Below are 437 nucleotides of genomic sequence, written 5' to 3' on the forward strand. Positions count from 1 at the left end.
TCCAGGCTGTGGGCGGCCAGGGTAAAGCCCAGGTCGCTGGAGATTTCGCCGCTGTTGTTCAGTACGTCGTTGAGGTTGTTCAACGACAAGGCGCCGCGGGCGTTGATCAGGCCATTGCCGTTGTTCAACAGGCCGTTGCCCAGGTCCAGGCTCAGGCTACTGCTGCTGAACAGCTTGCCGCCCTGCTGATCGAGGCCGCTGACCCGTGCAGTCAGGGCCTTGGCGCTGGACAGGCTGCCACCGGCACCGTTGTTGAGTTGGCCGCTGGTAAGGTCGAGGGTGTCGCCGCTGGTGAGGCTGCCGCCCAGGTTGCTCAGCGTGCCCAGGCTGTTGAGGGTCATGCCCTGGACGCTGGAAAACTGGCCGCCGTCGTTGTTCAGGCTGCCGGTGTTGAGCAGGATCGAGCCGTCGCCCTTGAGGGTGCCCTGGGCATTGAG

Annotated in this window: 1 protein-coding gene; it reads right to left on the minus strand. The window is 64.5% G+C overall.

Features of this window, described 5'->3' with window-relative positions:
• The coding region (locus tag UCMB321_RS28370; RefSeq protein WP_040072013.1) for a hypothetical protein at window positions 1-437 on the minus strand (437 nt) is incomplete at both ends.

The sequence above is a fragment of the Pseudomonas batumici genome (genome assembly GCF_000820515.1).
Taxonomy (GTDB): Bacteria; Pseudomonadota; Gammaproteobacteria; order Pseudomonadales; family Pseudomonadaceae; genus Aquipseudomonas; species Aquipseudomonas batumici.